Source organism: Micromonospora sp. NPDC048935 (genome assembly GCF_043197875.1).
Taxonomy (GTDB): domain Bacteria; phylum Actinomycetota; class Actinomycetes; order Mycobacteriales; family Micromonosporaceae; genus Micromonospora.
The window spans coordinates 120,264-143,173 of the sequence record NZ_JBICTZ010000011.1; the positions used below are offsets into that span (position 1 = coordinate 120,264).

General features: G+C 71.6%; 17 protein-coding genes. 14 read left to right on the forward strand and 3 right to left on the reverse strand.

Annotated elements, in window-relative coordinates; all coding sequences use genetic code 11:
- Position 1 precedes the first annotated feature (1 nt).
- From ACGFIW_RS26795 to ACGFIW_RS26805, 3 genes are all read right to left on the reverse strand, one after another.
- Positions 2-2,353, reverse strand: coding sequence for a nitrate- and nitrite sensing domain-containing protein (locus tag ACGFIW_RS26795; protein ID WP_393321131.1), 2,352 nt, complete (start codon positions 2,351-2,353; stop codon positions 2-4).
- 62 nt (positions 2,354-2,415) lie between these two features.
- Positions 2,416-3,438 (reverse strand): TAXI family TRAP transporter solute-binding subunit, encoded by a 1,023-nt coding sequence (locus tag ACGFIW_RS26800; RefSeq protein WP_393321134.1) that lies wholly within the window; start codon positions 3,436-3,438, stop codon positions 2,416-2,418.
- On the reverse strand, positions 3,435-5,525 hold the full coding sequence (locus ACGFIW_RS26805; protein ID WP_393321517.1) for a TRAP transporter permease: 2,091 nt from the start codon (positions 5,523-5,525) through the stop codon (positions 3,435-3,437). The genes ACGFIW_RS26800 and ACGFIW_RS26805 overlap by 4 nt, the downstream gene beginning before the upstream one ends.
- A gap of 848 nt (positions 5,526-6,373) precedes the next feature.
- Between ACGFIW_RS26805 and ACGFIW_RS26810 the strand changes: the two genes are divergently transcribed.
- The 14 genes from ACGFIW_RS26810 (at position 6,374) to ACGFIW_RS26875 (ending at position 22,859) form a co-directional block, all read left to right on the forward strand.
- A complete protein-coding gene (locus ACGFIW_RS26810; RefSeq protein ID WP_393321137.1) occupies positions 6,374-7,393 on the forward strand; it encodes a YihY/virulence factor BrkB family protein in 1,020 nt (339 codons plus the stop codon).
- Between the two features lie 278 nt (positions 7,394-7,671).
- The gene (locus ACGFIW_RS26815) at positions 7,672-8,850 is read left to right on the forward strand and encodes an ROK family protein (protein WP_357553323.1); all 1,179 of its coding nucleotides are present in this window, start codon (positions 7,672-7,674) and stop codon (positions 8,848-8,850) included.
- A gap of 133 nt (positions 8,851-8,983) precedes the next feature.
- Positions 8,984-10,492: a sugar ABC transporter ATP-binding protein gene (locus ACGFIW_RS26820; RefSeq protein WP_393321520.1), complete on the forward strand. Its 1,509-nt coding sequence runs from the start codon at positions 8,984-8,986 to the stop codon at positions 10,490-10,492.
- The gene (locus ACGFIW_RS26825) at positions 10,489-11,616 is read left to right on the forward strand and encodes an ABC transporter permease (RefSeq protein WP_393321140.1); all 1,128 of its coding nucleotides are present in this window, start codon (positions 10,489-10,491) and stop codon (positions 11,614-11,616) included. The genes ACGFIW_RS26820 and ACGFIW_RS26825 overlap by 4 nt, the downstream gene beginning before the upstream one ends.
- Before the next feature lie 98 nt (positions 11,617-11,714).
- Positions 11,715-12,767 (forward strand): substrate-binding domain-containing protein, encoded by a 1,053-nt coding sequence (locus ACGFIW_RS26830; RefSeq protein ID WP_393321142.1) that lies wholly within the window; start codon positions 11,715-11,717, stop codon positions 12,765-12,767.
- A gap of 52 nt (positions 12,768-12,819) precedes the next feature.
- Positions 12,820-13,992, forward strand: a complete 1,173-nt coding sequence (locus ACGFIW_RS26835) for a Gfo/Idh/MocA family protein (protein WP_393321522.1) — start codon at positions 12,820-12,822, stop codon at positions 13,990-13,992.
- A 479-nt stretch (positions 13,993-14,471) separates the two neighbouring features.
- Positions 14,472-15,638 (forward strand): inositol-3-phosphate synthase, encoded by a 1,167-nt coding sequence (locus ACGFIW_RS26840; protein WP_393321145.1) that lies wholly within the window; start codon positions 14,472-14,474, stop codon positions 15,636-15,638.
- On the forward strand, positions 15,622-16,572 hold the full coding sequence (locus ACGFIW_RS26845) for an SCO3242 family prenyltransferase (RefSeq protein WP_393321148.1): 951 nt from the start codon (positions 15,622-15,624) through the stop codon (positions 16,570-16,572). The genes ACGFIW_RS26840 and ACGFIW_RS26845 overlap by 17 nt, the downstream gene beginning before the upstream one ends.
- Complete coding sequence (locus ACGFIW_RS26850; protein ID WP_393321150.1) at positions 16,569-17,669, forward strand: sugar phosphate isomerase/epimerase family protein; 1,101 nt, start codon at positions 16,569-16,571, stop codon at positions 17,667-17,669. The genes ACGFIW_RS26845 and ACGFIW_RS26850 overlap by 4 nt, the downstream gene beginning before the upstream one ends.
- Positions 17,670-17,725: 56 nt before the next feature.
- On the forward strand, positions 17,726-18,334 hold the full coding sequence (locus tag ACGFIW_RS26855; RefSeq protein WP_393321153.1) for an EboA domain-containing protein: 609 nt from the start codon (positions 17,726-17,728) through the stop codon (positions 18,332-18,334).
- Position 18,335: 1 nt separating this feature from the next.
- A complete protein-coding gene (locus ACGFIW_RS26860) occupies positions 18,336-19,193 on the forward strand; it encodes a TatD family hydrolase (protein ID WP_393321156.1) in 858 nt (285 codons plus the stop codon).
- Positions 19,193-20,392 carry a metabolite traffic protein EboE gene (gene eboE, locus ACGFIW_RS26865; RefSeq protein ID WP_393321159.1) on the forward strand — a complete coding sequence of 400 codons (1,200 nt, stop codon included), beginning with the start codon at positions 19,193-19,195 and terminating at the stop codon, positions 20,390-20,392. Before ACGFIW_RS26860 ends, eboE begins: the two co-directional genes overlap by 1 nt.
- Entirely contained in the window at positions 20,389-21,795 is a 1,407-nt protein-coding gene (locus tag ACGFIW_RS26870) for an alkaline phosphatase family protein (protein ID WP_393321162.1), read from the forward strand. Before eboE ends, ACGFIW_RS26870 begins: the two co-directional genes overlap by 4 nt.
- A complete protein-coding gene (locus ACGFIW_RS26875; RefSeq protein ID WP_393321165.1) occupies positions 21,792-22,859 on the forward strand; it encodes a polyprenyl synthetase family protein in 1,068 nt (355 codons plus the stop codon). Before ACGFIW_RS26870 ends, ACGFIW_RS26875 begins: the two co-directional genes overlap by 4 nt.
- Positions 22,860-22,910 lie beyond the last annotated feature (51 nt).

Consider the following 22,910-nt stretch of genomic DNA (forward strand, 5'->3'; position numbering starts at 1 on the left):
GTCATCGGATTCTCCCGGTGGGTTTCGTGTACGGGTTGGAGCGGGCGGCGCTCGCAACGCCTTCGGCGAGGGCGGAGAGGCGACGCCGGACCACCTCGGGATCGAGCAGATCCGACTCGCTGGCGGGGGGCGGTGGTGGGGGCAGGTGCGTGGGCAGCTGCGTGGGCAGTGAGTCACCGCGACTGCGACGAGGCAGCCCGCCGGCGGTGAGCTGCGGGGTTGGCGGGGCAGCCGGCGGCGGTGGGGAATCGGCGGCCGGAAACGGCCCGGTGGGCGGCGGTACCGCGGCGACGCCGCGAGCCTGCCCGCCCGCCGCGCCCTTGGCGGCGACCAGTGGCCGTGCCCCGGCCGTGGCGTTGCTGATCGGCCGGAACCAGGCCGCCGGTCGTCCGGCCAGCGGCCGACCCGCCACGGGCTGGTGATGGGCGACCGTTTCGATCCGGGTCAACAGCAGGTCGGGGAGTTCCACCTGGGCGATGGTGCCGGTGCCGGTGCTGTAGAGCTGCACCCGGATCCCGTACCGGACGGCCAGGTGGGCCACCACGTGCAACCCCATGCTGCCGGCCGCCGCACTGCTGATCATGGCTGGGCTCGCGAGCCGTTCGTTGATCGAGGCCAGCCGGCCCGGCCGGATGCCGATCCCGTGGTCGTGCACCCGCAGCAACAGCCCGTCGACCGTGTGCCGGCCGTCGACCAGCACCGGCGTGTGCGGCGGCGAGTAGACGGTGGCGTTCTCCAGCAGTTCGGCGAGCAGGTGCACCAGGCTGCCGACAGCCGCGCCCTGCACCCCGGCCGCCGGCAGGTTCAGCTCCACCCGGGGATAGTGCTCGATCTCCGAGGCCGCCGCCCGGACCACGTCCTCCAGGTGCAGCGGCGCCTCGTGCCCCCGGCTCGGCTCGCCGCCGGAGAGGACCAGCAGGTTCTCCCCGTTGCGACGCAGGCGTGCGGCGAGGTGATCCAGTGCGAAGAGGCGTTCGAGGATCCGGGGATCGGTCTCCTCGCGCTCGAAGTCGTCAAGCAGCCGTAGCTGGCGGGTGATCAGGGTACGGATCCGCCGGGCCAGCGCCTCGGCCATCCGCGTCATGTCCAGGCGCAACTCGGCCTGCGCGCCGGCGAGGCGCAGCGTGGCCTGACTGACCGTGCCGAACGCCGCGGCGACCTGGGCGACCTCGTCGTGTCCACGCGCGATCGCGGCGGTGGCCGCGCCGGCGGCGCTCTCGTCCGGGCGCTCCGCCCCGGCGGCGATGGCGGTGATCCGCTCCGGCAGCTCGTGGTTCGCCATGGCCAACGCCGCGGCCCGCAGCCGGCTCAACCGTCGGCTGATCCGGATCGCCAGCACCACGGCCGTGATCAGCGAGCCGAGCGCCACGGCAATGGTCACCCCACCGGTGAGCAGGGCCGTCCTCAGCGCTTCGCGGGCCAGCGCCGCGGCGTCACGGTCGAGATCCTCGGAGAGTTCACGGCCGAGCAGGTTGAGTCGGCGCAGGGTGCCACTCTGTGCCACGAACCAGGCGTCGCCGTCGGTCTTCATCGCCTGCGCGCCACCGTCGGTCGCCAACACCGCGTCCCGCATGGTGCGGGCCGTCTCCACGTCACCGCCGGTCATCAGCCGGGCCCAGGACCTGCTCGCCGTGTCGGTGGCGATCCGGAGGAACTCGGCCTCGCGCTGCTCCTGAGCACCGTTCAGCGAACCAAGCATGGCAAGCTCGCCGGCGTTGAGCCGGCCCCGGACGAAGACGGCGCGCAGCAGGTCACGTTCGACGGAGGCCAGGTGCTCCTGGGTGGCGACGGAGGCGACCTCCCGGGCGGCGTTCGCCAACTCCGGGTCGCGCAACTGGGCCGGCAGCGCGTCCGCGACGGCCAGCAGGGACTCGACGGTGCGGGCGTACGCCACGTCCGCCTCCGTGCCGGTCAGCGCCAGGGCGCGGTTGGGGGAGAGCTGGTCGAGTTGACCGCTGGCCCTGCCGAGCACCGACGTCAGCTCGGGCACGGAGTCCCGGGCCTGCGCGCCGGAGGAGCGGAACCGCTCGACGGCGGCATCGACGCGGCGCCGCTGGGCGTCCACAAGTGGCCGGCCGGCGGTGCCGCCGCGTTGGCGCAACGCCGCCGTCTCGCCGAGTTCCCGCTCCAGTTCGTGGACCAGTTGGACGGTGACGGTGGCGGTGCCGGAGAGGACACGGGCCCGGTCGGCGTCCGCGCTGGCGTCGAGCGCGGCGGTGGTCTGCGCGGCACCGAGCACGGTCAGACTGATGATGGTCACCAGGATCGGCGCGAGTAGCTGGGTGCGGATCGAGCGAAGGTTCTCCAGAACACCACCGGAGCGGTGCTGGCGTACGTGGGCGGGGAGCGGCACGGGGTCTCCCGGGTCGGGGTGGTGCCCGGCCCGGGCGGTGGGCCCGGGCCGGGACGATCGGATCAGCTTGCGGCGCTCAGCTTCGTCAGTGCCGTCTCCGCCCCACGGTGCAGCGGCACCGGGTCGGTCTTGCGGGCGTTCGTCAGGTCGATGCCCTTGGCCGCCGGGTTGGCCTGGCTGAGTGCGTCCTTCTTCTCGAACACGGTCTTCGTGATGACGCAGGCGACGTTGGCGTCGAGGTCGTCGCGGACGAGCAGCACGTTCGGCACCACGATGGTCGGGACGTCGGCGGGAGTCTTGTAGACGTCCTTGGCGATCGTGCCGGCCTGGTACGCGGGGTTCAGCTCCGCCATCTTCGGCAGCAGCGGGCTGATGTCGATGAACTTCACCTTGTCGGCCGCCGTGGTGAAGAGGTCGGTGACGCCGCCGGTCGGGGTGCCTCCGGACCAGAAGAAGCCGTCGATGCTGCCGTCCTTCATGCCGTCGACGGTCTTGGTCAGGTCGAGCCGCTGCGCCTGGATGTCCTTCGCCGGGTCGAGGCCGGCCGCGGTGAGCAGCCGCTGCGCGATGACCTCGGTACCCGACTTGGGCGACCCGGTGGAGATCTTCTTGCCCTTCATCTCGGCGACCGAGGTGATTCCCGCGTCGGCCCGGACGACGACCTGGGTGTAGTTGTCGTAGATCCGCGCGAGCGCCTTCACCGGCTGCGGCCCCTTGAAGGTCCCCTTGCCCTGCGTCGCGTTGACCGCGGTGTCGAAGAGCGAGAAGGCGACGTCGTACTGGCCGGCGACGAGTTGCTCGATGTTCTGCACCGAGGCGCCGGTCTCGGCGGCGGTGCCGGTGAGCTTGCCGCCGCTGGCCGTGGCGAGTTGCCCGGCGAGCGCGTTGCCGACGACGTAGTAGACCCCGGTCGCGTTGCCGGTGGCGATGCCGACCCGGGTGTCCTTGGTGACCTCGCAGCCGACCGCGCTGGAGGTGTCGTCGGTGGCCGCACTCTTCTGACGGCCCCCGCATCCGGCGACGCCGGCCGCGACCAGGGTGACTGCCCCGAGACTCGCGGCTATTCGCACGTTGATCCGTCTCACCTGTTCTCCTCCTGATGGTCTTTCTGGTTGACGCTCCTGTCGGCGGCGGCCATCCGGTTGGCCCTCCCGCGACGGAGCAGAACACCCGCCACGGTGAGCGCGACCAGGGCGGCGCCGACCAGGACGGGGACAGGTTCGAGCCACAGCAGAACCAGCCCGGCGAGCGCGCCGACGATCCGCTCGGGTCTTCCGGCCGGGCCGATGCCGGGCAGCCACCCACCGGCCGCCACTGCGAGCACCGCGACTCCGAGCGCGGTGGTCAGGCCGGCCAGCAGGATGCGGTCCACCCCGCCGATGCCGAGCAGCCCGAGCCCGGTTGGCGTGAGCACGAAGGCGATCGGAATGAGGTACGCGGGTAGCGCGTACCGCAGGGTCTGCCACATGGTCGGGACCAGCCGCCCGCCGGTGACGGCCGCGGCGGCCACCGCGGCGAGCGCGGTCGGCGGTGAGACCTCGGAGAGCACCGCGAAGTAGAAGACGAACATCGCCGCGGCGGGTGCGGCGACGCCCAGGTTGAGCAGCGCGGGGCCGATGATCACCCAGCCGATCACGAACGAGGCGGTGACCGGCACGGCCAGGCCGAGCAGCGTGAGCGCGAGCGCGGCGAGCAGGGCGGTGAGCAGGAGCACGACGAACGGGTCGGAGCTGACCGCCTGGGCGCCGCTGAGCAACAGCGCCGCGGCCTGCGGGCCGAGCCCGGTCTTGGTGGTGGTGGCGGTGATGATGCCGGCGGCGGCGCAGACCGCGCTGACCGCCAGCACTCCGCGCACCCCGTTGGTGAGTGCCTCGACCAGGCGCGCGGGGGTGAGCCGGTGCCGCCGGTCCAGGAAGGACAGCACGGCCGCCAACACGGTGGCCAGCACCACGGCCCTGGTCGCCGAGGCGCCGAGCGCGAGCATCACGACGATCACGATCAGCGAGAGGAAGTGGTAGCCGAAGCGGACCAGCAGCGACCAGGCCGATCCGGCGTCGATCGTGACCCGGCGTACTCCGGAGCGGCGGGCGTCGATCTCCACCGCGAGCAGGATGCCCAGGTAGTAGAGCACGGTCGGCACGGTGGCCCAGCCGAGCACCTGGAGGTACGAGACGCCGAGGTACTCGGCGATGATGAACGCGGCGGCCCCGAGCGTCGGCGGCGACAGGATCGCGCCGACGCCGGCGGCGGCGAGCATGCCGCCGGCCCGTTCCGGCGGATAGCCGGCTCGGCGCAGGATCGGCCAGGTGACCGAGCCGATGCTGACCGTGGTGGCCGCTCCCGACCCCGAGACGGTTCCGAGGAGGAAGCCGGCGGCCACCGCGGTGCGTCCCGGTGCGGTTCGGGAGCGGCGGAACGCGGCGGCGGAGAGTTCGACGAAGAACCGACCGGCGCCGGAGAGGTCCAGCACCGCGCCGTAGATGGTGAAGAGCACGATGTACGAGGCGGCCACGTCCAGTGGGGTGCCGTAGAAGCCGCTGTCGGAGTTGTAGAACGCGTCGACGAGCTGCCCGAAGTCGAGGCCGGCATGGGCCACCGGCCAGGACTGCGGCAGCAGCCCGCCGTAGTAGCCGAAGGCCAGGAAGAGCAGACAGACCGCCGGCAGGATCCAACCGGTGGTCCGGCGGCACGCCTCCAGCAGCAGGAGCAGCAGCACGGTGCCCAGCACCAGGTCGACCGGGTCGAGCAGCCCTTGTCGATCGAGGAAGGCGTCGTATCCACCGCCACCCGTACCGATGGCGACCGGCAACACCGGGTAGAGGCAGCTCAGCAACGCGGCGACGGCGAGCACCCAGTCGACCGGGGTGGGGCGCATCCGGCTCGTCGATCTGCTGGCCGGGTCGGCCGGTGCTGCCGGTGTGCCCCGTCGGGGCAGGCGCACCCCCGACGGATACGCCAGGAAGACCATCGGCAGGACGCCGGCGAGGAAGATGATCAGGTAGAACTTGCTGCCCTGCGCCAGCGGAAAGAAGACCTGGTAGATGGCGAGGAGAGCGACGGCGAGGGTGACGCCCGCGAAGAAGAAGCCGAGTGGCCCGGTGAACACCCGGCCCGGTTTCTCATCCTCGAACTGTGCGGTCAACTCCGGGTCGGGCTGCCCGCCGACGGCCACGAGGGTGGGGTCGGTCCCGCCGGGTTCGGCGGCTGGCCCCTTCTCGGCGGCTGGCCCCTTCTCGGCGGGTGGCCTCAGCGGCCGGTCGTCGACGTCGACCGAAGCGGGCGCGTCGTCGTCTCGGGGCGAGGGGACGGAGTCCTGAACAGGGTGCGCGGATGACACGCTGGGGGACAATACGGGGGACTGCGCTGTATGGGAATATTGTTGACCGTGATTGCTGTGGGTGACTATTCCCTGGTGAGGGGAATCCCCGAGAATGTCGATTCGTCGAATAGGGGTACTGTCTGCGACAGTCTCACACAAGCGACGATTCGGCAGGTCGTCCAGGCTGTGTGCTCCCGCCTGCGGCCGTGGTGGGTGGCGGGTGCCGGCAGATACGCATCCCCAGCATGTGATCACCGACAGTCACATCAATCGTCGATGCGCGCCGGTTTGATGTTGCTTTGACGGGCTTGGTCTGCTTCGATCTTGCCCGGTCACCTGTCGAAAAAACTTGCCGGTGTGACCTTCTTGTTATCGCGCAGGCCAGTCGGGTGATGCTGAATCCCGGCGAACCTCATTGCCCGAAAGAAATGCAAAGACCCGCACTGCCGGCGGTCCGGGCCATCCACGGTGATCATGTTCGGGTCGGTGCGCTATTCGAGCGGTGTTGTCTGGGGTGTTGTCTGGGGTGGCGGTCAGGGTTCCGTGGTGCCTTGGGGGCATCGAGGCGACGTTGACACCCCGACTTCCCGAAAGCCGAGTCGATCAAGGGTTGAAAGGCCGAGCGCGGTCCGGGGTTACCGGCGCGGGTCCACGGGGCATGTCGAAGGTGCCACCACCACCACCGACGACGAGGAGGGGCGATGACCTCGGACGAGTCTGTCGCCCGCCGGACGCCTGCCGACGCCAGCGCGCCGGTCGGACCCGACGCGGGGCCGGACAGCCCCACCGATCTACCCGGCAGCGGGTGGAAGGCGGCGCTGCGGCGCACGGTCAGCGAATTCCAGGACGACAGCCTGACCGACTGGGCGGCGGCACTCACCTACTACGGGGTGCTGTCCATCTTCCCCGGCCTGCTGGTGCTGATCTCGATCCTCGGTCTGCTCGGCACGAGCGCCACCGAGGGGGTCAGGGACACCGTCGACCAGGCGGTGCCGAACGACAGCGTCAAACAGATCATCAACGGCGCCATCACCACGGCCCACGACAACGGCGGCCTGGCCAGCCTCGCGGCGATCATCGGCGTGGTGGCGGCGTTCTGGTCCGCGTCCGGCTACATCGCCGCGTTCATGCGCGCCTCGAACTCCATCTACGACGTGCCGGAGGGGCGGCCGATCTGGAAGACGCTGCCGATCCGGCTCGGCGTGACCGCGGTGGTCGGGGTGCTGCTGCTGGCCAGCGCGGTGATCGTGGTCTTCACCGGCAGCCTCGCCGAGACGGTGGGGGACGTGGTCGGCCTCGGCTCGGCCGCGGTCACGGCGTGGGACGTCGCCAAGTGGCCGGTGCTGCTGCTCCTGGTCAGCCTGATGTTCGCGATCCTCTACTGGGCCTCACCCAACGCCCGGCACGGCGGTTTCCGCTGGGTCAGCCCGGGTGGTGTGCTGGCCGTGGTGATCTGGCTGGTGATCTCCGGCCTGTTCGCCCTCTACGTGAGCAACTTCGGCTCGTACAACAAGACGTACGGGGCGCTGGCCGGCGTGATCATCTTCTTGGTCTGGCTGTGGCTGAGCAACATCGCGATCCTGCTGGGTGCCGAGTTCGACGCCGAGTTGGAGCGGGGCCGCGCCATCGCGGCCGGCCATGGCGTCGACGACGAGCCGTACGTCGAACTGCGCGACGACCGCAAGCTCCGCAAGAAGCGCAACGCCGGCAACCGCCGCTGACGGCCCCCGTACCGACCGCCCCCGCACCTCACCGCCCCGCCAGTGAAGATCGACTGGCGGGGCGGTTTCGTGTCTGTCGATGGAACTGTGGGCGAGCGGACGCAGGCCAGCCGTGATCCTTTTCTTGATCGACTAGTAGCTTTTGTTCTTTCGGACAAAAGTTCATCTCGGAACGGTTGAAGCTCTGGACACGCGGCACAGCACGCTCCTACTGTGTCGGACACAACACTTCGACATTGCGTCGATGTGAACGATGCCAATGAAGAGGTGACCCCCCGGTGCGGACCGCCGACCCCCTGCACGTACGACTGTTGCGGTTGCTCCGCGACGAGGGGGCCGTCTCCCGCGCCGAGTTGGGCGACCGACTCCAGATGCCGCGCCCGCGCATGCTGGCCGAGCTGGATCGACTTGTCGCACTGGGTTACGTCGCCGAGGCGGGGCTCGCCGCCTCCCGGGGTGGGCGGCGCTCGACACTTGTCGAGCTGAACCCGAAGCTGCGCTTCGCCGCCGTCGACCTCGGTGCCAGCTCGATGGACATCGAGGTGGTCAACGGCCGCCTCGAACCGGTCGCCCAGTACGCCGAGCCGGCCGACATCCGCAACGGACCGAAGGTGACCCTGCAACGGGTCAACGAGCTGCTGCACAAGGCCCGCGTCGACGGCGCGTACGAGCGGTTGGACGCGGTGGGCATCGGCGTTCCCGGCCCGGTCAGCTTCCGCGACGGCGTTCCGGTCTCGCCGCCGATCATGCCGGGCTGGGACCGGTTCCCGGTGCGCGAGTTGCTCAGCCGGGAGCACGGCTGCCCGGCGGTGGTCGACAACGACGTCAACATCATGGCGATCGGTGAGCGGCACGGTGGGGTCGCCCACTCGGTGGACGACTTTCTCTTCATCAAGATCGGCACCGGCATCGGGTGCGGCATCTACCTCACCGGCGAGGTCTACCGGGGCACCGACGGCTGCGCCGGCGACATCGGCCACATCCAGGTCGACTCGCACGGTCCGATGTGCTCCTGCGGCAACGTCGGCTGCCTGGAGGCGCTGTTCAGCGGCGCCGCACTGGCCAAGGACGCCGCAGCCGCCGCCCGCAGCGGGACGTCACCGGCGCTGGCCGAGCGGCTGGCCCTGCGCGGGGTGGTCACCGCGCTGGACGTCGCCGAGGGTGCCGTCGAGGGCGACGTGACGTGCATCCAACTGATCCGGGACGGCGGACGGCGGGTCGGCGGAGTGCTCGCCGGCCTGGTCAGCTTCACCAACCCGTCGATGATCGTGATCGGCGGCGGGCTGGCCCAACTCGGGCACATCCTGCTCGCCGAGATCCGCAGTGTGGTCTACCGCCGGTCGCTGCCGCTGGCCACCGGCAACCTGCCGGTCGTGCTGTCCGAGCTGGGTGGACGTGCCGGCGTCACCGGCGCGGCGGTGCTCGCCGGCGATGTCGCCTTCGGGGAAGCCGCATGAACCTGACCGAAATCCTGTCGTGAGCGAGGAGGAGACTGTGGCTCTGTCCGAGGATGACCCCGCCACCGCGTCGGCCGAGGCCGCCGCCGAGGCACCGCTGGTCGAGGCTCCCGCCGACACCGTCGCGGGCGAGGTGGTCCTGCGCCTCACCGATGTGGTCAAGACCTTCCCCGGTGTACGCGCACTGGACGGCGTGCAGCTTGAGGTGCGTGCCGGCGAGGTGCACTGCCTGCTCGGGCAGAACGGCGCCGGCAAGTCGACCCTGATCAAGGTGCTCTCCGGTGTGCACCAACCGGATTCCGGGCAGGTGGAGTGGCGCGGCGAGCCGGCCACGTTCACCAACCCGCAGGCCGCGATGAAGGCCGGCATCGCCACCATCTACCAGGAGCTCGACCTCGTCGAGGACCTGTCGGTGGCGGAAAATGCCTTCCTCGGGCACGAGTACCGCAGCTTCGGGTTCGTCCGGCGCGGCCGGATGGCCCGACACACCCGGCAGATCCTCAGCCGGCTGGGCCACGGCGAGATCCCGCCCGGACGGATGGTCCGGTCGCTGCCGGCCGCCGGCAAGCAGATCGTCAGCATGGCCCGCGCGCTGTCGCACGAGGCCCGACTGATCATCATGGACGAGCCGAGCGCGGTGCTGGCCCACGACGAGGTCGGCAACCTGTTCCGGATCATCCGGGAGCTGACCGCGCAGGGCATCGCCGTCATCTACATCTCCCACCGCATGGAGGAGATCCGCGAGATCGGCGACCGGGTCACCGTACTCAAGGACGGCCGGACCACGGCGGCGAACCTGCCGGCGCGTGACACCCCGACCCGCGACCTGGTCAGCCGGATGACCGGCCGCACCATCGAGTACGTCTTCCCGGACCGCCCCGCCGAGGACCCCGCCGGCGCCGAGCTGCTCCAGGTGGAGGGGCTGACCCGCACGGGTGAGTTCGCCGACGTCTCGTTGAACGTGCGTGCCGGGGAGATCGTCGGCATCGCGGGCCTGGTCGGCTCCGGCCGCTCGGAGTTGCTGGAGACCATCTACGGCGCCCGTCTCGCCGAGGCCGGGTCGGTCCGGATGAACGGGAAGGCGCTGCGTCCCGGCGTCGGCGCCGCCGTGCGGGCCGGCATGGGGATGGCCCCGGAGGAACGCAAGAGTCAGGCGCTGCTGCTCGGCGAGCCGATCTACCGCAACGTCACACTTGCCACCTTCGGCCGGTACGCGCGGCTCGGCTTCACCAACGCCGCCAAGGAGCGCGCCGAGGCGGACCGGATCGCCGACAGCCTGGAGCTGCGGCCCCGCGACGTCGACCGGCCGGTACGCACGCTGTCCGGCGGCAACCAGCAGAAGGTGGTGGTCGGGCGGTGGCTGCTCGGCGGCACCAAGCTGTTGCTGCTCGACGAGCCCACCCGGGGCGTGGACGTGGGCGCCCGGGCTGAGCTCTACCAGGTCATCCGGGGTTTGGCCGCTCAGGGCGTCGGGGTGCTGCTGGTCTCCAGCGAGGTGCCCGAGGTGCTGGGTCTGGCCGACCGGGTGCTGGTGATGCGGGAAGGGCGGGTCGTGCGCGAAGCAGCGGCCGGCGAACTTGACGAAAACACTGTGCTCGACCTCGTGATGGCGGGGTCCTTGATGGAAGGCGCACCGGCATGAGCGACGCGACTCCCACTCCCACCGCGACACCGGAGCGCCCGCAGCTTCCGGCCCAGTCGCCGCCGGTGGATCCGGCGGAGACGGCGGTGGCCAGCGACAAGGCACCTTCCGGGGGCCGGCTCTCCTGGTGGCGGGGCGACGGGGGCGACGGCGCGAAGCGCAACCTCGGTCTGATCGGGGTGCTGGCCGCGCTCATCGTGGTCGGCGCGATCACCAAGCCGGATCTCTACGGGGACCCGACCTGGGTGTGGAACAACGTCCTGGCCATTCTTCAGCTCGCCTCGGTCGTCGGCGTGGTCACGGTCGGAATGACCTTCGTGATCATCGGCGGTGGCATCGACCTGTCGGTCGGTGCGATCGTCGCGCTGGCCGGGGTCTGGTGCACCACTGTCGCCACCCAGAACTTCGGCGCCGGCGGCATGATCTTCACCGCTCTCGTGGTCGGCATCTGCGTCGGCCTGGTCAATGGTGTTCTCATCTCGTACGGAAAATTGGTCCCCTTCATCGCGACGCTCGCGATGCTGGTGGCGGCTCGCGGGCTCGCCGCGTCGATCTCCAACAAGCAGACCCAGGTGTCGAGCAGCACCTTCATCAACGACATCGCGGCGCGCAAGGTTCTCGGGATTCCGATCCTCGTCTACATCCTGGGCGCGGTGGTGGTGGCCGGGTGGATCCTGCTCAACCGGACGACCTTCGGCCGGCGGACCATCGCCGTGGGCGGCAACCCGGAGGCGGCCCGGCTGGCCGGCATCAACGTCCGGCGGCACACCATGCTGCTCTACGCGCTCTCCGGTCTGTGCTGCGGCATCGCGGCCATCATGCTCACCTCGCAGGCCACCTCGGCGCAGGCGGCGATGGCCAACCTGTACGAGCTGGACGCGATCGCCGCGGCGATCATCGGTGGGACGTTGCTCAGCGGTGGCCGGGGCACGATCGTCGGCTCGCTGCTCGGCGTCATCATCTTCGCCACGATCACGAACCTCTTCGCCATCAACGGCCTCTCCATCGAGGCGCAGAACATGGTCAAGGGCGGCATCATCGTCGCCGCCGTCCTGATCCAGCAGTTCCAGTTCAAGTCCGTCACTCGGCTCCTCGCGCGGAACAGGGTCACCACCGCAACCTGACGCACCGCACCGATGTCCCGGGCCACGTCGAGAAATTCGACGGTGGCCGGGCCCCGCACACCCTTATCAACTGAAATCCCGCTCCCAGGAGGTCGTTCATGACCCAGCACAGTCGCGACCTGTCGCGCCGCCGGTTGCTCTTCGGTGGAGCCGCAGTTGGCGCCGCCACCCTGCTCACCGCCTGCACCAGCAACGAGACCCCGGCGGCCAGCACCCAGACCAAGGCCGCCGGCAACGCCGAGGGCAACAACGCCCCGGGCAAGAAGGTCGTCATCGGCTTCTCCGCCCCGGCCGCCGACCACGGCTGGATGGGCGCCATCCACGCGAACGCCAAGGCGCAGGCCGCGGCCTACTCGGACGTGGAGTTCAAGGAGGTCGACGGCGGGTCGAACTCGGAGGCCCAGCGCTCCACGCTCGGCACGCTGATCGCCCAGAAGCCGGACATCATCGTCGTGCTGCCGCACGACGGCAAGGAGGTCAACGCCGTTGCCCTCCAGGCGATGCAGGCGGGCATCCCGATCGTGAACCTCGACCGGGCGTTCCCCGACGCGCTGGCGTCCCGGCTGGTGATCAAGGGCGACAACTACGGCATGGGCGTCTCGGCCGGGCACTTCATCGGCAAGATGCTCAAGGACAAGGGTGTCGCCAACCCGATCATCGGTGAGATCGCCGGTCTGGAGATCCCGCTGACCGTCGAGCGCAGCGAGGGCTTCAAGGCCGCCCTGGCGACCTACGGCTTCAAGGTGAACAACCGCCGCTCGGCGGAGTTCACCTCGGACAGCGGCCAGCGCGAGGCGTCCCAGCTGCTCCAGGCGCTGCCGAAGATCGACGCGATCTGGAACCACGACGACGACCAGGGCATCGGTGTGCTCGCCGCCGTCAAGCAGGCCAACCGGTCCGAGTTCTTCATGGTCGGCGGTGCCGGCTCCAAGCTCGCGATCGACGCGATCAAGGCCGACAACACGGTGCTCAAGGCGACTGTCACCTACAACCCGTCGATGGCCTCGTCGGCTATCTCGCTCGCGCGGCTCGTCGCGCAGGGTCGGGGCCTGGGCGACCTGACGGAGCTGCAGGTTCCGAAGGAAGTGACCCTGGCTTCGGAGACGATCACCAAGGAGAACGCGAGCAGCTACGACAAGCTCGGGTTCTGACATACCAGGGGAGGCCACCTTGTCCACGACAGACAAAGAACTGCGGGTCGGCATGGTCGGCTACGCGTTCATGGGCGCCGCGCACTCACAGGCGTGGCGCACCGTGAACCGCGTTTTCGACCTGCCGGCGCGGGCCCGGATGGCGCTGATCTGCGGTCGAGACACAACGAAGGTGGCAGATGCCGCCGATCGGCTCGGCTGGGACGCGTCCACCACGGACTGGCGTGACCTGATCAACCGGGATGACATCGACGTCGTCGACATCTGCACCCCGGGTGACAGTCACGCCGAGATCGCCCTCGCCGCACTGGCGGCCGGCAAGCACGTTCTGTGCGAGAAGCCGCTGGCCAACACGGTGGCGGAGGCGCGGGCGATGACCGCTGCGGCGGACGTCGCCCGGGCCGCCGGAGTGCGGTCGATGTGCGGGTTCAACTACCGCCGGGTCCCCGCGGTCACGATGATGCGCCAGATGGTCGCCGACGGACGGCTCGGGGTGATTCGACACGTCCGTGCGACGTACCTACAGGATTGGATCGTGGACCCGCAGTTCCCGCTGGTCTGGCGGTTGCAGAAGGACAGGGCGGGCTCGGGCGCGCTCGGTGACATCGGTGCGCACATCATCGATCTGACCCAGTTCGTCACCGGTCAGCGGATCAGCGGGGTCAGCGCGGTCACCGAGACCTTCGTCAAGGAGCGGCCGTTGCCGGCCGAGTCGAGTGGTCTGGCGGCCACCGTGGACGGCGGCTCGGCGCCCACCGGGCCGGTCACCGTCGACGACGCCGCGGTCTTCGTGGCCCGGCTCGACGGCGGTGCCCTGGGCACGTACGAGGCGAGCCGCTTCGCCACCGGTCGCAAGAACGCGCTGCGCGTCGAGATCAACGGCTCGCTGGGCAGCGTGGTCTTCGACCTGGAGCGGCTCAACGAGCTGGAGTTCTACGACGCCACCCGGCCCACCGTGGAACAGGGTTTCAGCCGCATCCTGGTGACCGAGGGCGAGCACCCGTACATGTCGGCGTGGTGGCCGCCGGGCCACATCATCGGCTACGAGCACTCGTTCACGCACGAGATGCGCGACTTCATCGAGGCGGTCGCCACCGGCGTCGACCCGACTCCCTCCTTCGCCGACGCGTTGCAGGTCCAGCTGGTGCTGGACGCGGTGGCCCGCTCGGCGGAGCTCGGCTCCTGGGCCGAGGTGGAACCGGCGCTTGTCACAGCCGCCGCCTGACCTTTGACCATCCGCGACGGCGGTGTTCGCACCGCCGTCGCCCGACCGGCTTTCCGACGCCGACCGGCGAGGGACCGACCGCGGATTGCGCCCCGCGGTAGGGACGAGGTCGGCGACGGAGAGCGTGCAGCCGGGCCGTACGGCCCGGTGGCGCACGAGCAGGACGGTCGTCCGGTGCGACCGGACCGGGATTCCCCGGCCGCACCGGAGGACCGCCACCACCGGTGGAAACCGGATGCGGGGGAGGCAGGGTCGAGACGCCGACCCGACCCTGCCTACCAGCCCCGTCTGCCCGCACCCGTATCGGGGACCGGTCCGACGTCGTCGCCGCCGACGCCGACGTCGGAAAACCGGTGCCGTCACGGTGCGGGTCGGGCGGGCGGGGCCCATCCACGCAAGGCCATATCTTTCCGAAACTTATTCTGATATTCCTATATTTAGCGGTACCGACGATTCCTCGAGGACGGGGAAGGAGCACCATGCGAACAGGTGTCTGGCTGATAGGAGCGCGTGGTTCCGTCGCGACCACCAGCATCGTCGGAGGGCTCGCGCTGCGAGCCGGTCTGGCCGGACCCACCGGCTGCGTCAGCGAGCTGCCCGAGCTGCGCGGCCCTGCCCTGCCCGCCTTCGCGGACCTCGTCTTCGGCGGGCACGACCTGGCCACCACCCCGCTGTCCAAGCGGGCCGAGGCACTGGCCGACGCGGGAGTCATCCCCTGGCGGCTTGTCGCCGCGCTCCCCGACGAGCTGGGCGCGGTCGAGCAGGAGCTGCGCCCTGCACCGGTCGGGGCCACCCAGGCCGCTCGCGCCGACGCCGTGGTCCGAGACCTGACCAGCTTCCGCGAGCGGCACGGGCTGGACCGGGTGGTGGTCGTCAACGTCTCCGCCACCGAGGCCACCCCACCACCGCACCCCGGGCACACCGACCCCGACGCGCTGCGCGCCGCGCTCACCGGCCCGGACGAGGTGCTGCCACCCAGCTCCCTCTACGCGTACGCGGCGCTGCTGGCCGGCTGCCCGTACGTCGACTTCACCCCGTCCACCGGGCTGCGGCTGCCCGCGTTGGCCGCACTGGCCGAGGAGGCCGGCCTGCCGTACGCCGGGCACGACGGTAAGACCGGGGAGACCCTGGTCAAGTCCGTGCTCGCGCCGATGTTCGCGATGCGCAACCTGGACGTGCGCTCCTGGTCCGGGTTCAACCTGCTCGGCGGTGGCGACGGCGCCACCCTCGCCGACCCGGCCGCGAACGCCGCGAAGGTGCAGAGCAAGCAGCGGGTGCTCGGCGAGACGCTGGGCTACGTCCCGCAGGGCGGCACCCGCATCGAGTACGTCGAGGAGCTGGGCGACTTCAAGACCGCCTGGGATCTGATCACCTTCGCCGGCTTCCTCGGCACCGGCATGCGGATGGAGTTCACCTGGCACGGCTGCGACTCCGCGTTGGCCGCGCCGCTGGTGCTCGACCTGGCCCGGCTCACCGCCGCCGCGCACGCCGCCGGGCACGTGGGGCCGCTGACCGAGCTGGGCTTCTTCTTCAAGGACCCGCTCGGCTCGCCCAGCCACTCGTTGGGCGAGCAGTGGGCGCGGCTGACCGACTTCGCCCGGTCGCTGCACGACGGCGGGGACGGTGCCGATGACCACGCTGGCTGACCTCGCCGAGCTGGTCCGGGCGCCGGCCGCGCTCTCGGTCCCCGGTGACGTGGTCGCCGGTGCGGCCGCGGCCGGCGCGTTGGGTCCGCGTACCCCCGCCCTGGCCGGCGCCTCGGTGCTGCTCTACTGGGCCGGCATGGCCGCCAACGACTGGGCCGACCGGGGCCTGGACGCGGTGGAACGACCCGAGCGGCCGATCCCCAGCGGGCGGGTCACCCCGGCCGCCGCGGTCGGTCTCGCGGCGGGCCTCACGGCCGCCGGCGTGGGCCTGGCCGCAGCCGTGGGCGGTCGCCGCGCCGCCGCGCTCGCCGTGCCGCTGGCCGCCACCATCTGGGGGTACGACCTGCTGGCGAAGAACACCGCCGCCGGTCCGGCCGTGATGGCCGCCTGCCGTGGCCTCGATGTGCTGCTCGGCGCGTCCGGCGGCCGGGTGACCAGGGCGTTGCCGGCGGCGGTCACCGTCGCCGCGCACACCTGGACGGTCACCGCGCTGTCCCGCCGGGAGGTCAGTGGCGCCGACGCCGCGCTGCCGATGCGTACCCTCGCGGGCACCGCGCTGGTCGCCGCCAGTGCCGCCCTCCCGCACACCCGACGCGCAGCCGCCAGTGCCGCCGACCAGGGCGGTGCCACCGCCCAGGGCCCGGCCGACGAGGTCGGCGGGCGCGCGAGTCGTACCCGATCGGTCGGGGTCGCGGCCGTGCTGCCCGCTGTGCTGGCCGGGTGGTACGCCGCCCGCTACGGGGCGGCCCAGGCCGAGGTGATCCGGGATCCGTCGGCCGGGCGGGTTCGTGCCGCGGTCGGTGCCGGGATCACCGGCCTGCCCGCCCTCCAGGGGGCGTTGACCGCGCGGGGTGGCGCCGGCCTGCTCGGGTTGGCCGTCGCGGCGGCCGCGCCGCTGGGTCGACGCCTGGCCCGGAAAGTCTCGCCGACATGACAGCTCCGCAGCCCCGATCCGCACCGCCGACGGCCGACGCCACGACGCTGCGCCTCGGGTACGGCACGAACGGCTTCGCCAACCACCGCCTCGACGACGCGCTCGCCGTCCTCGCCGACCTCGGCTACGACGGGGTGGCGCTCACCCTCGACCACGACCACCTGGACCCCTTCGCACCGGGGCTCGCGCGCCGGGTCGCCGTCCTCGGCCGCCGGTTGGAGGAGCTGGGCCTGGCGGTGGTGATCGAGACCGGGGCCCGTTACCTGCTCGACCCGTGGCACAAGCACGCCCCGACGTTGCTGCACGACGATCCGACCCGGCGGATCGAGTTCCTGCGCCGGGCCGTCCGGATCGGCGCCGACCTGGGCGCGGAGGCGGTCTCGTTCTGGGCCGGTGTCCGGCCCGAGACGGTGTCACCGCAGTGCGCGTGGGACCGGCTCGTGGCCGGCTGTGCCACAGTGGTCGATGCGGCCGACGCCGCCGACGTCACCCTCGGCTTCGAGCCGGAGCCGGGGATGCTGGTGCAGGACATCGCCGACTGGCGTCGGCTGCGCGAGGCCCTCGGTGACCCGGCCCGGTTCGGCATCACCCTCGACATCGGCCACTGTCGTTGCCTGGAGCCGTCGCCGGTGCCGCGGTGCGTCGCCGAGGTGGCCGACCACCTGGTCAACGTGCAGATCGACGACATGCGCCGGGGCGTGCACGAGCACCTGGAGTTCGGTGTCGGCGAGATCGACTTTCCGCCGGTGCTGGCGGCCCTGGCCGAGGCCGGCTACCGGGGACTGGTCGCCGTCGAGTTGCCGCGCGACTCGCACGCCGCACCGGACGTGGCCGCCCGGTCCATCGATTTCCTGCGCACGGCCGCCGCGACGGCCACCGATTACCACTCTGCCAAACCCCTTTGCTCTGCACCCGCGGAGGCGACACCCGCGGAGGCGACACCCGCCGAGGCGGCACGCGCTGAGGCGGCGGCACCTGCTGCGGCGACACCCGCTGACGAGGCGACACCTGCTGCGGCGGCACCCGCCGAGGCGACACGCGCTGCGGCGGCACCCACCGAGGCGACACCCGCTGACGAGGCCCCGGCGCATATGTAGGTGCAGAGCAAAGGGTGGTGGTGGGGCGCCTGGAGCAGCACGAAGGAGGAGACGGGATGACACCGGATTCACTGCGGGCCGCGCTGGGAGGCGTACCCGATCCCGATTGGCTGGACACGGCGCTGCGCCGGGTCGCGGCCGAGCCCACCGCGATCACCCGGCTCTTCCCCGCCGCCGGCCGACGTTGCGGTCGGGCCGAGCTGCCCGACGCCCCCGGCTGGACCGCCGACGACGCGGCCCGGGTGCTGCTGCTGACCAGCCTGCCCGGCGACCACGCGGCGTACGCCGAGAGCCTCTACCAGCACGGTGACGCTGCCGAGCGGCGGGCCGTGCTGCGGGCCCTGCCCCTGCTGCCGATCGGCGCCGCCGGTGTGCCGCTGCTGCACGACGCGATCCGCACCAACGACACCCGGCTTGTCGCCGCGGCCCTCGGCCCGTACGCCCGGCACCTCGAACCGGCCGCCTGGCGGCAGGCGGTGCTCAAGTGCGTGTTCAGCGGCGTCGCCCTGGCCGCCGTGGCCGACCTGGACACCCGGGCCGACGGGGAGTTGGCGGCGATGCTCGCCGCGCTGGCCGCGGAGCGGCACGCCGCCGGCCGGGAACTGCCCGCCGACGCCACCGACCTGCTCGACCGGCTCACCGCCGCACTGCCCCGGGAGGCGTGACATGCGAATCTTCGACCCGCACATCCATATGACCTCACGCACCACGGACGACTACGAACGGATGGCCGCCGCCGGCGTACGCGCCGTGGTGGAGCCGGCGTTCTGGCTGGGGCAGCCGCGCACCAGCGCCGCCTCGTTCACCGACTACTTCGACTCGCTGATCGGCTGGGAGCCGTTCCGGGCCGGACAGTTCGGGGTGCGGCACTTCGCGACCATCGCGCTGAACCCCAAGGAGGCGAACGACCCGCGCTGCCGTCCGGTCCTCGACCTGCTGCCCCGCTATCTGGACAAGGACGCGGTGGTGGCGGTCGGCGAGATCGGGTACGACTCGATGACGCCGGAGGAGGACGAGGCGTTCGCCGCGCAGCTCGCCCTCGCCGTGGCGTACGACCTGCCGGCGCTCGTGCACACCCCGCACCGGGACAAGGCACGCGGCTGCGAACGCACCCTCGCCGTGGTCGCCGAATCCGGCATCGAGGCGGGTCGCGTGGTGGTCGACCACCTCAACGAGGTGACCGTCAAGCTGGTCCGCGACAGCGGCTGCTGGTTGGGCTTCTCCATCTACCCGGACACCAAGATGACCCCGTCGCGGATGGTCGAGTTGCTGCGGGAGTACGGCACCGAGCGGATGCTGGTCAACTCGGCCGCCGACTGGGGGCGCTCCGACCCGCTGCTGACCCGGGCCACCGGCGAGGCGATGCTGCTGGCCGGCTTCAGCGATGACGACGTCGACAAGGTGCTGTGGCGCAACCCGGTGGAGTTCTACGGGCAGTCCGGCCGGCTCGACCTCAGCGACCTGGACGTCACCGCCAAGGTGGACCCCCAGACCGGCAACTCGATCCTGCGCGGCGGTAGCTGATGCGGCTGCGACACGCCGGTGGCGAGACCGTCCACCTCAGTTACTGCACGAACGTGCACCCCGCCGAGGATCTCGCCGGCATCCTCGGTCAACTGGACACCTACGCCGTGCCGGTCCGCGAGACGCTCGGCGGTGACCTGCTCGGGCTCGGCCTGTGGCTGGCCGCCCCGGTCGCCGCCGAGCTGGCCGCCGACCCGACGCTGCGCCGCCGGCTGCGCACCGAGCTGACCGCGCGCGGGCTGGAGGTGGTCACCCTCAACGGTTTCCCGTACTCGGCCTTCCAGGCCCCCGTGGTCAAGCAGGACGTGTACCACCCGGACTGGACCACCGAGGAGCGCCTGACGTACACCCTGGATCTGGCCCGGGTGCTCGCCGACCTGCTGCCCGACGACGCCGCCCGGGGCTCGATCTCGACCCTGCCGCTGGCCTGGCGGCAACCGTGGGACACCGCTCGGGCCGACGCGGCCCGAGGCCGGTTGGACCAGTTGGCCGCCGGCCTGGCCGCCGTGCAGCGCGACACCGGCCGCGAGGTGCGGGTCGCCTTCGAGCCGGAGCCCGGCTGCGTCGTGGAGAGCACCGGTCAGGCGGCCGAGCTGTTGTCCGGGATGGACACCGAGCGGTTGGGTGTCTGCGTCGACCTGGCCCACCTGGCGTGCGCCTGGGAGGAGCCGGCCGAGGCACTGCAACGTCTGCGGGCGGCCGGGCTGCCGGTGGTGAAGGTGCAGGTCTCCGCCGCGGTCGAGGCGGCCGACCCGGCCGGCGGGGCCGAGGCGTTGCGCCGCTGGGTGGAGCCGCGCTTCCTGCACCAGACCCGGGGCGCCGGCTGCGCCGGTCTGGCCGACCCGGCCGACCCGGCGTACGCGGCCGACGACCTGGACGAGGCACTGGACCGGGAACTGCCCGGCCCGTGGCGGGTGCACTACCACGTGCCGCTGCACGCCCCACCCGAGGAGCCGCTCGGCTCGACCCTGCCGGTGCTCCGCGCAGCCCTGAGAGCGCTCTTCGACGGGCCGACCGCCGGCTGCGACCACCTCGACGTCGAGACGTACACCTGGGGGGTGCTGCCGGCCGCACGACGGCCCGGAACCGACGCGGAGCTGGCCGCCGGCATCGCCGCGGAGCTGGCCTTCGCCCGAGACGAACTGGTCGGCCTCGGCCTGACCGCAGACAAAACCGTGAGCATGGGGGTGACGCGATGAGCCGACGACTGGTGGTCCTCGACGTGGTGGGGTTGACGCCCCGACTACTGGCGCACATGCCCCGGCTGCGGGGGGTCGCCGACGGCGGCTTCCGGGCCGAGTTGGGCACGGTGCTGCCCGCGGTGACCTGCTCGGTGCAGTCCACCTTCCTCACCGGCGAGTCGCCCAGCGGGCACGGGATCGTCGGCAACGGGTGGTATTTCCGGGAGCTGGGTGAGGTGTTGCTGTGGCGGCAGCACAACGCGCTGGTCGGCGGGGACAAGCTCTGGCAGGCGGCCCGTCGGGCCGAGCCCGGCTACACCGTGGCCAACGTCTGCTGGTGGTACGCCATGGGCGCGGACGTCAACTGGACGGTCACGCCCCGCCCGGTCTACTACGCCGACGGGCGCAAGGAACCGGACTGCTACACCGACCCGCCGGAGCTGCACGACGCGCTCACCGGGCGGTTGGGCACGTTCCCGCTGTTCACCTACTGGGGGCCGACGGCCGGGCTGCCGTCGTCGCGGTGGATCTGCCAGGCGGCCGAGCAGATCCTGGCCGACGTGTCACCCGACCTCACCCTGGTCTACGTCCCGCACCTCGACTACGACCTGCAACGCTTCGGCCCGTCCTCGGCCCAGGCCGCCGCCGCGGCGGCGGAGCTGGACACGGTGCTCGGGCCGCTGCTGGACGCCGCCCGCGCCCGGGACGCCACAGTGGTGGTGCTGTCCGAGTACGGCATCACCGACGTGTCCCGGCCGGTGGACGTCAACCGGCTGCTGCGCGCCGAGGGGCTGCTGCGGGTGCACACCCAGGCCGGCATGGAATACCTCGACCCGTGGACGTCGAAGGCGTTCGCGGTCGCCGACCACCAGATCGCGCACGTCTACGTCAAGGACCCGGCCGACGTACCGGCGGTGGCGAAGCTCTGCGCCGGCCTGCCCGGGGTGGCCGAGGTGCTCGACGCCGAGGGCAAGGCCGCGCACGGTCTGAACCATCCGCGCGCCGGTGAGCTGGTGTTGGTGGCCGAGCCGGACGCCTGGTTCACGTACTACTACTGGCTCAACGACGCCAACGCGCCGGACTTCGCCCGGCTGGTGGAGATCCACCGCAAGCCGGGGTACGACCCGGCCGAGCTGTTCTTCGACCCGGCCAACCCCGGTGCCGCGAAGGCCCGCGCCGGGGTGGCCCTGGCCCGCAAGAAGCTCGGCATGCGGTACCTGATGAGCGCCGTCGGCCTGGACGCCGGCGCGCGGGCGGTGAAGGGCTCGCACGGGCGGCTGCCAAGCGACCCGGCGGACGCCCCGGTGCTGCTCTGCTCCGACCCGACGGCCGCCCGGGACAAGATCGCGGCCACCGAGGTCAAGGCGTTGTTGCTGGAGCTGGCCGGGCTGCGTGACGGTGGGCCGGGGGAGGGGTCGTGACGGTTACCGTCGCGCCCGCCGACGCCAGCGGGCTGCGGGCACGTTTCGACGCCGAGCTGGCCGGGTTCCTCGAACGGCAGGGCCCGGACTGGCCCGACGGCGCGCCCCGCGGCGTGTTCACCGCGTTGCAACGGTTCGTGCTGGCCGGCGGGAAGCGGCTCCGCCCCCTGTTCTGCTACTGGGGCTGGCGCGGCGCGGGGGCACCCGACGGCAACCCGATCGTGGTCGCCGCGGCGGCGCTGGAGCTGTTCCACGCGTTCGCGCTGATCCACGACGACATCCTGGACGGCAGCGACCGCCGCCGGGGTGAGCCGTCGGTGCACCGGCTCTTCGCCGACCTGCACGCCCGCTCGGCGTGGCGCGGCGACCCGGAGGCGTACGGGCGCAACACCGCCCTGCTCTGCGGGGACCTCTGCGCCGCCTGGTCGGACCAGATGTTCCACGAGTGTGGGCTGAGCACCGAGCAGGTGCACCGGGGGTACGGCGTCTTCGCGCTGATGCGTACCGAGGTGATCGCGGGGGAGTACCTGGACCTGGTCTCCGGCGTGGGTGACGGCTCGGTGGCCAGCGCGCTCACCGTGATCCGGATGAAGGCCGCCCGCTACACGGTGACCCGGCCGTTGCAGATCGGGGCGGCCCTGGCCGGCGCGGAGCCGGACCTGATCGCCGCGCTCGGCGAGTTCGGTGACCCGTTGGGTGACGCGTTCCAGCTCCGGGACGACGTGCTTGGCGTCTTCGGGGACCCGGCGGTCACCGGCAAGTCGGTCCTGGACGACCTGCGTGAGGGCAAGCCCACGGTGATGATGGCGCTGGCGCGCCAGGCCGCCGACCGGTCGCAGACCGTCCGGCTGCGGGAGTTGTTCGGCAATCCGGCGTTGGACGCCGAAGGCGCGGCGGAGCTGCGCGGGATCATCGAGACGACAGGTGCCCTGGAGCGGATCGAGCAGATGATCCGCGTCCGGACCGAGGCCGCGCTCGGTGCCCTGCGGAACGCGATGGTGGCTGACGAGGCGCGTGCGGCGCTTGTCGCGCTGGCCGGACAGGCGATCGACCGCCGGGCGTGATCGCCAACTTTCGATCAGATCGACGAAAGTTGGCGCTGTGCCGCCGGAAGG